The following is a 6,349-nucleotide window of genomic DNA, read 5'->3' as shown; positions in this document are numbered from 1 at the left end:
TTCGTGCGTCCCCATCGTCTAGAGGCCTAGGACATCACCCTTTCACGGTGGCGACCGGGGTTCGAATCCCCGTGGGGACGCCAATTCTTTAAAACCCCGGCTTCGGCCGGGGTTTTTCTTTGCCTGTGATTCCTGGGAAGGCCCTGTCCACGCATGGCGCGGATCTACTACAGGGCCGGGATGGATCCGGCGGCCGGTTGGCCCAGTAGATCCACGCCATGCGTGGATGGCTTCAACTCGGCCACACCTCAGAACCGGCGATACATCCCGATCGATGCAGGTGCGGTGGGTGCGAAACCAAACTGCGCGTACAACCGGTGCGCTTCACCATCCGCCAGAAGGCTGACGTATGCCGACGGCGGCAGGTTCGCCTGCATCCAGCCCTCCAGGCGACGCATCACTTCCTTGCCCAGGCCCTGCCCCTGCAGGCGCGGCAACACAGCGATATCGCAGACCTGCAGGTGGCAGCCCCCATCGCCGACGATGCGCCCCATCGCCACCAGCTCGTTACCCTGGTAGGCACACACGCCATACAGGGTATTGGGCAGCGCGCGTGCCGCCGCCTCCTGGCTCTTGGCACTGAGGCCCGCCAGCACACGCAGCTGGCAATAGTCTTCGACCGTGGGCACGGCGTCGCGGAACTGGCAGGCGACGGAATCATTCATGCGCTATCTCCCTGTAGGTCGGGCTATCCTGCCTCATCCATGTCGCAGCTGCTGCGACCCACGCCCGCAGAGTTCCCATGTGCTATTCCGCCCTCATCCGCGCCGACTACGCCAAGCTGGTGCGCGAGTTCGGCGCCATCCTGTCGCTGGAAGAATTCGCGGAGCTGTACGCGCACGATCCTGGCAAGAAGCGCCCCAGAACTCCCAAGGCGATGGATGACGGCTTCGCCGGCGCGCGCACCGAGCAGGGCCGCGACATCGTCGCGAAAATCCAGCAGTGGCATGCGCAGGAACGCCAGGATCTGGAAGCGGAGCTGGCCCGCCAGCGCGAGCGACGCGATATTGCCAATGCCACGCTGGCGACCCGCCCCACCCAGAAGGCACGCAACGACCTGCGCGTGGCCGGCAACCGCATCGATCGTGCGCAGGCTCGGCTGGAAGACCTGCACCGGGTGCAGTTGCTGCCGCGCGACAACCGCATTTTCCCCGGTACCTACGCACCGGTGATGGTCAGCGAGGGCGGCAAACGCGTGATCAAGCCGATGCGCTACCAGTGCCGGCTGCCGGACAAGCCGGTGCGCAACGACATCCTCTATCCCGGCACCTACAACGCGCGGCGCGACAGCCTGGAAGGCTATTGGCGCGGTGCATTCGGGCTGCGCCACGGCGTGGTGGTGGTGCAGGCGTTCTATGAGCACGTGCCACGCCATGCCATCGCCTGCCGTACGCTGGGTGCCGATGAGAAGGATCAGGACGTGGTGCTGGAGTTCCGGCCCGATCCCCCGCGCGACCTGCTGCTGGCCTGCCTGTGGGCGGAATGGGAAGGACCGGAAGGTCGCCTCCTGTCATTTGCCACGATCACCGACACGCCTCCGCACGATGTCGCCGCTGCGGGCCATGACCGCGGCGTCGTTCCCATCCGCAAGGAACACCTCGATGCCTGGCTCAATCCCGATCCGGATGACCTGGCGCGGCAGTACCGCATCCTCGACGACCGCGAGGAGATCCGCTACGTATACGAAGAAGCGGCCTGAGCACCGCGCACAGATGAAAAACCCCGCGTGGGCGGGGTTCATGGATCAGGGATTGCCGCCGCACATCGCCTCTTCGCAGAAGGCCTGTTCCTGCAGGCACTGTTCAACCTCTCCACCCCGCGCGATGCAGCTCTTGTAGAGCTGGAAACAGGGCTGGCCACACCACGCGGCAGAGGCCGTACCACCGAAGACCGCCATCGAAAGGACACCCGCAGCAACCATGCGCTTGATCCACTTCTTCATGCCACTCTCCTTGCAGGCCTGAGCATTCAGGCCCGGGCAGGATACGCCCACCGCTTCAGCACGCGCCAATCAGGCGCTGGCGCTGGCGCGGCCCACTGCGCGTACCAGCGCCTGGCTCAGATCTGCCGAGAGATAGGGCTTGACCAGCAGCACGCCGGCCAGCATCGGCTCGGGCAGCTGCTCGGCCTGCATCCCGGTGGCCAGCACGAACGGCACCCCGCGCGCCGACAGTGCCGCAGCCACCGGCTCGCTGGTCTCATTGCGGGCCAGGCGGTAATCGAGCAGGGCCACGTCCGGGGTCGACGCCTGCAGCAGGCGCAGCGCTTCAGCCACGCTCGCGGCCAGCCCCACCACCGTCGCACCGGCATGCACCAGCTGCATCTGCAGCAGTGCGGCACTCATCTCGTCGTTCTCGACCACCAGCACCCTCAGGTCCTGCAACACTGTCATCGGCTACCGCTCCTGGAGGCATTCAAGCCGCCGCAGTATAGCCATGACAGGGCCGAAGCCGACAGGACGCGCCCCGATCGGCCTCCCCACTATGAAAGCCGTGCCGACCTCGGTTACACTCGCACGCTGCCTGCCGGTGTGGCGGAATGGTATACGCAGCTGACTCAAAATCAGCCGGGGGTGACCCCATGAAGGTTCGAGTCCTTTCACCGGCACCACTGCATCAAAGGCCAGGTCACCGACCTGGCCTTTTGCATTTTCAGGGCCCGGGCGCCGACACTGGCGACGATGCCAACGCCCGCCCTGCCCACGCTCCCTGCCACCCTGCCCGCACGGCTGCGTCCACTGCACGTGGATGATGCTGCCACCTGGGCCGGCTATCTCTCGCTGCCCGGCGTGACCGAGCACACCAGCTGGGGCGACGTTTCCGAAAGAGCACTGCGCTGCCAGATCGCCGGTTACCTGCCCACGGCAACGGACCAGCGCTGGGCGCTGGTGGGCGCCGACAGCCAGCTGATCGGCACCGTTGGCCTGAACGGAATCGACCTGTCGCATGGCCGCGGCGAACTTGCCTATGATCTCGATCCGCGCTGGCAGGGTCAGGGACTGGCCACGCACGCAGCACGCGCGGTGCTCGAATGGGGCCATGCCGCACTCGCTCTGGTCCGAATCCAGGCGACTGTCCTGGACAGCAACGCCCGCTCGATCGCCGTGCTGGAACGCCTCGGCATGCAGCGCGAAGGCCTGCTGCGCGCTTACCGGCGGGTTCGAGGACAGCCCCGTGACTTCTGGATGTACGCCCGCGTCGAAGGCTCCGCGTCACCATGCTGAAACACAACTGCGACTTCCGGCAAGCTTCGAAATAGACGCAGCGCACACTTTTCTTGCAAGCCACACGTGCTTCTGCCTATCGTGATCCCAGCCGGAGCTGGGGGCGGGGGAATGCATGACGTTGCGTGCGGCACTGTTTTTTCTGGTCACGCACGCGCTCGTCATTGCCTTTGTTGGCCCGCAGGACCCGGTCGGCTCCTACCTGATGCTGATCACTGCCCCGTTGCTGGCTGCACTGGCCTGTGTGCGGCGTGCACGTGACAGCCGCCAGGCGGCCTGCAAATGGCGGACGCTGGGCGCTGCCATGGGCCTGTTCTCGCTGGCCCTGCTCGCCCTGCTGTACCGCAATGTGGCCGGCCTCGATCCTGCGCAGATGACCGTGTCTTCGCTGATCCTGTACGTGTTCTACCGCATCCCCCTGACCTACGTGGCCGCCAGCCCGGGCGGCGGCAACCGCTGCATCCGCGCGGTGGACCTGCTGATCATCGCGCTGCTGTGGCTGCTGTACTTCGGGCACACGCGGGCGATGGCGCATTTCAACGCCGCATTGTGGACGCAGTGCCTGAACGCCATGAGCAACCTACAGAACAGCCTGGTGTTCTGCTTCGCGCTGATCCGCTTCCTGGCCGAGGACAATCCCGACCGCCGCGATTTTTTCCGGACACTTGCGATCTACGCGCTGGGCTACTTCCTGCTGGCGTTCTACATCAACACCTACCAGCCGCAGCTGCCTGACGGCAACTGGGGGGACCTGCTGATCAGCGGACTGTTCGTGATGCTGGCCGTCATGGCCGCCAGCAAGCGCCGCTATCCGACGGTGGAGGTATCGCGCAGCCTGCGCCGCATCGTCGACGCCGGCGTGCCGTTGATGCTGCCCTTGCTGCTGATGATGGTGGCGCTGCTGGTCGCGCGCCTGCAGCCCACCCTGGCCACGGTGGGCTTCATTGGTGCCATGCTCGGTTATGCCCTGCGCAGCGTGCTGAGCCAGGTGGAGATCCAGCGCCAGCGCGATGAGCTGGAAACGCTGGCGCGGCGCGATCCGCTGACTGGGCTGGGCAACCGCCGCAGCTTCGACGAATCTCTTGGCAATGCCCGTGGCCGCGCACGCCGCCAGGGACTCGGGCTGGCGGTACTGATGATCGACATCGATCACTTCAAACGGCTCAATGACACCTATGGCCATCCGGAGGGCGATCGTCGCCTGCAGTCGGTCGCCGCCATTCTTGATGGCTGCCTGCAACGAGGTGACGATCTGCTGGCGCGCTATGGCGGCGAAGAGTTCATCGCCGCCCTGCCCTCGCCCGATGCCGCCCACGCACTGGGCCTGGGCGAACGGCTGCGCGCTTCGGTCGAAGTCGCAGCCCTGCCCGCTCCCGAGGCCACCGTCACCATCAGCATCGGCGTGGCCTGGCAGGCGCCCGGCGAAGACCGCGATCCGCGCGACCTGGTCGAACGCGCCGACCAGGCCCTGTACCGCGCCAAACATGCCGGTCGCAACTGCGTACGCGGCGACACCGATAGCATGGAAGACCCGTCCGGTCGCCGCGCCTAGACCGCGTGCAGCCCCGCTGTTCCGTGCCGGTGCCCGGCCCCGCCCTGCACGCGGAAACTGGCCACGGTCTGCAGCAGCTGCGCCGACTGCTCTTCCATGCTGCGCGCCGCCGCCGACGCCTCCTCGACCAGGGCCGCGTTCTGCTGGGTGCCCTGATCGATCAGGTCGACCGCATGATTCATCTGCTGGATATCGTCGCTCTGCTGCTGCGAGGCCGCGCTGATTTCAGTCATCAGGTCACTGACCCGGCGCACGTTGGTCACGATTTCATCCATGGTACGGCCCGCGCTCTCAACCTGCGCCGTGCCGGCGCCCACATTGGCAACCGACTCATCGATCAGGTGCTTGATCTCCTTGGCTGCGCTGGCCGAACGCTGCGACAGCTCGCGGATCTCAGTGGCGACCACGGCAAAGCCGCGGCCATGTTCACCGGCACGCGCAGCCTCCACCGCTGCGTTCAGCGCGAGAATGTTGGTCTGGAAGGCGATGCCGTCGATCACTCCGATGATGTCGACGATGCGCCGCGACGAGGCATTGATCACCGCCATCGTCTCGACCACTTCATGCACCACAGTGCCGCCTCGAGCGGCGACGTCGGCCGCTCCACCGGCCAGCTGGCTGGCCTGGCGCGCGTTGGTGGCCGTGCGCTGCACGGTCTCGGCCAGGCCTTTCATCGACACAGCGGTTTCCTCCAGCGAGGCCGCCTGCTGCTCGGTACGCTGCGAGAGGTCACTGTTGCCCTGTGCGATTTCGGTCGCGCCGACTGCGATGGTGTCCGCGGCGAACTTGATCTGGCCGATGATCGCGGCCATCGCCTCGACCAGCGAATTCACGCCTTCGCACAGTTCGGCGATCGACCCGTTCTTGTCGGCGGTGGCCACGCGCGGGGTCAGATCGCCCTGCTTGGCGGCAGCCACCACCTCGCGGGTCTGCGCCACGGCGCGCTGCATGGCCTGGTTCTCGTGCACCTGCGCGGTGATGTCGGTGGCGTACTTGACGACCTTGAACGGCTTGCCATTGAGGTCCAGGATCGGGTTGTAGGATGCCTGGATCCAGACCTCGCGCCCGCCCTTGCCCAGGCGCCGATACTGGCCGGCGTCATATTCGCCGCGCCCGAGCTTCTCCCAGAACTGGCGATACTCGACGCTGCTGCGATGCTCAGGCTCGACAAACAATGAATGGTGCTGCCCGCGCACCTCGTCCAGGCTGTAGCCGGTAGCGGCCAGGAAATTGTCATTGGCCGACAGGATGCGGCCATCCATGCTGAACTCGATCACCGCCTGCGATTTGGCGATCGCGGCCAGTTGCCCCGCCGAGTCGGCCGCCTGCAGCTTCTGCGCGGTGATGTCGGTCGCGAACTTGACCACCTTGTACGGCCGCCCCTGGCGGTCCAGCACCGGGTTGTACGAGGCCTGGATCCAGATCTCACGCTGGCCCTTGCCGAAGCGCCGGTACTGTCCGGCGTCATATTCGCCACGCCCCAGGCGCACCCAGAAGTGAAGTGACCCCCGGGAGTTGGACGTCAGATCCAACCCCGAGGGTTACATGAACAGATATGACGCACGTTTCAAACT

The 6,349-nt window shown here is 65.9% G+C and carries 6 protein-coding genes, 2 tRNA genes and 1 pseudogene; 5 read left to right on the top strand and 4 right to left on the bottom strand.

Annotated elements, in window-relative coordinates; translation table 11 throughout:
* Nucleotides 1–7 precede the first annotated feature (7 nt).
* A tRNA-Glu gene (locus ACX9OT_RS20980) sits at nucleotides 8–83 on the top strand.
* 165 nt (nucleotides 84–248) lie between these two features.
* Here the strand turns inward: ACX9OT_RS20980 and ACX9OT_RS20975 are convergent.
* Complete coding sequence (locus ACX9OT_RS20975) at nucleotides 249–665, bottom strand: GNAT family N-acetyltransferase (protein ID WP_010484960.1); 417 nt, start codon at nucleotides 663–665, stop codon at nucleotides 249–251.
* A 77-nt stretch (nucleotides 666–742) separates the two neighbouring features.
* Between ACX9OT_RS20975 and ACX9OT_RS20970 the strand changes: the two genes are divergently transcribed.
* Complete coding sequence (locus ACX9OT_RS20970) at nucleotides 743–1,699, top strand: SOS response-associated peptidase family protein (protein WP_180845179.1); 957 nt, start codon at nucleotides 743–745, stop codon at nucleotides 1,697–1,699.
* A gap of 45 nt (nucleotides 1,700–1,744) precedes the next feature.
* Here ACX9OT_RS20970 and ACX9OT_RS20965 read toward each other — a convergent pair whose 3' ends face one another.
* Nucleotides 1,745–1,942: a hypothetical protein gene (locus tag ACX9OT_RS20965; protein ID WP_010484956.1), complete on the bottom strand. Its 198-nt coding sequence runs from the start codon at nucleotides 1,940–1,942 to the stop codon at nucleotides 1,745–1,747.
* A 69-nt stretch (nucleotides 1,943–2,011) separates the two neighbouring features.
* The gene (locus ACX9OT_RS20960; protein WP_032129385.1) at nucleotides 2,012–2,392 is read right to left on the bottom strand and encodes a response regulator; all 381 of its coding nucleotides are present in this window, start codon (nucleotides 2,390–2,392) and stop codon (nucleotides 2,012–2,014) included.
* Between the two features lie 132 nt (nucleotides 2,393–2,524).
* Here ACX9OT_RS20960 and ACX9OT_RS20955 point away from each other — a divergent pair.
* From ACX9OT_RS20955 to ACX9OT_RS20945, 3 genes are all read left to right on the top strand, one after another.
* Nucleotides 2,525–2,610, top strand: a tRNA-Leu gene (locus ACX9OT_RS20955).
* Nucleotides 2,611–2,680: 70 nt separating this feature from the next.
* The gene (locus tag ACX9OT_RS20950) at nucleotides 2,681–3,223 is read left to right on the top strand and encodes a GNAT family N-acetyltransferase (protein WP_180845178.1); all 543 of its coding nucleotides are present in this window, start codon (nucleotides 2,681–2,683) and stop codon (nucleotides 3,221–3,223) included.
* Nucleotides 3,224–3,338: 115 nt separating this feature from the next.
* The gene (locus ACX9OT_RS20945; protein WP_180845177.1) at nucleotides 3,339–4,775 is read left to right on the top strand and encodes a GGDEF domain-containing protein; all 1,437 of its coding nucleotides are present in this window, start codon (nucleotides 3,339–3,341) and stop codon (nucleotides 4,773–4,775) included.
* Here ACX9OT_RS20945 and ACX9OT_RS20940 read toward each other — a convergent pair.
* Nucleotides 4,772–6,271 (bottom strand): annotated as a pseudogene (locus ACX9OT_RS20940) (methyl-accepting chemotaxis protein); the annotation flags it as partial. The gene ACX9OT_RS20945 and the pseudogene ACX9OT_RS20940 sit on opposite strands and share 4 nt — an antisense overlap.
* Nucleotides 6,272–6,349 lie beyond the last annotated feature (78 nt).

The sequence above is a fragment of the Stenotrophomonas genospecies 3 genome, assembly GCF_054473855.1.
This window is presented reverse-complemented; position numbering and strand designations above follow the sequence as displayed.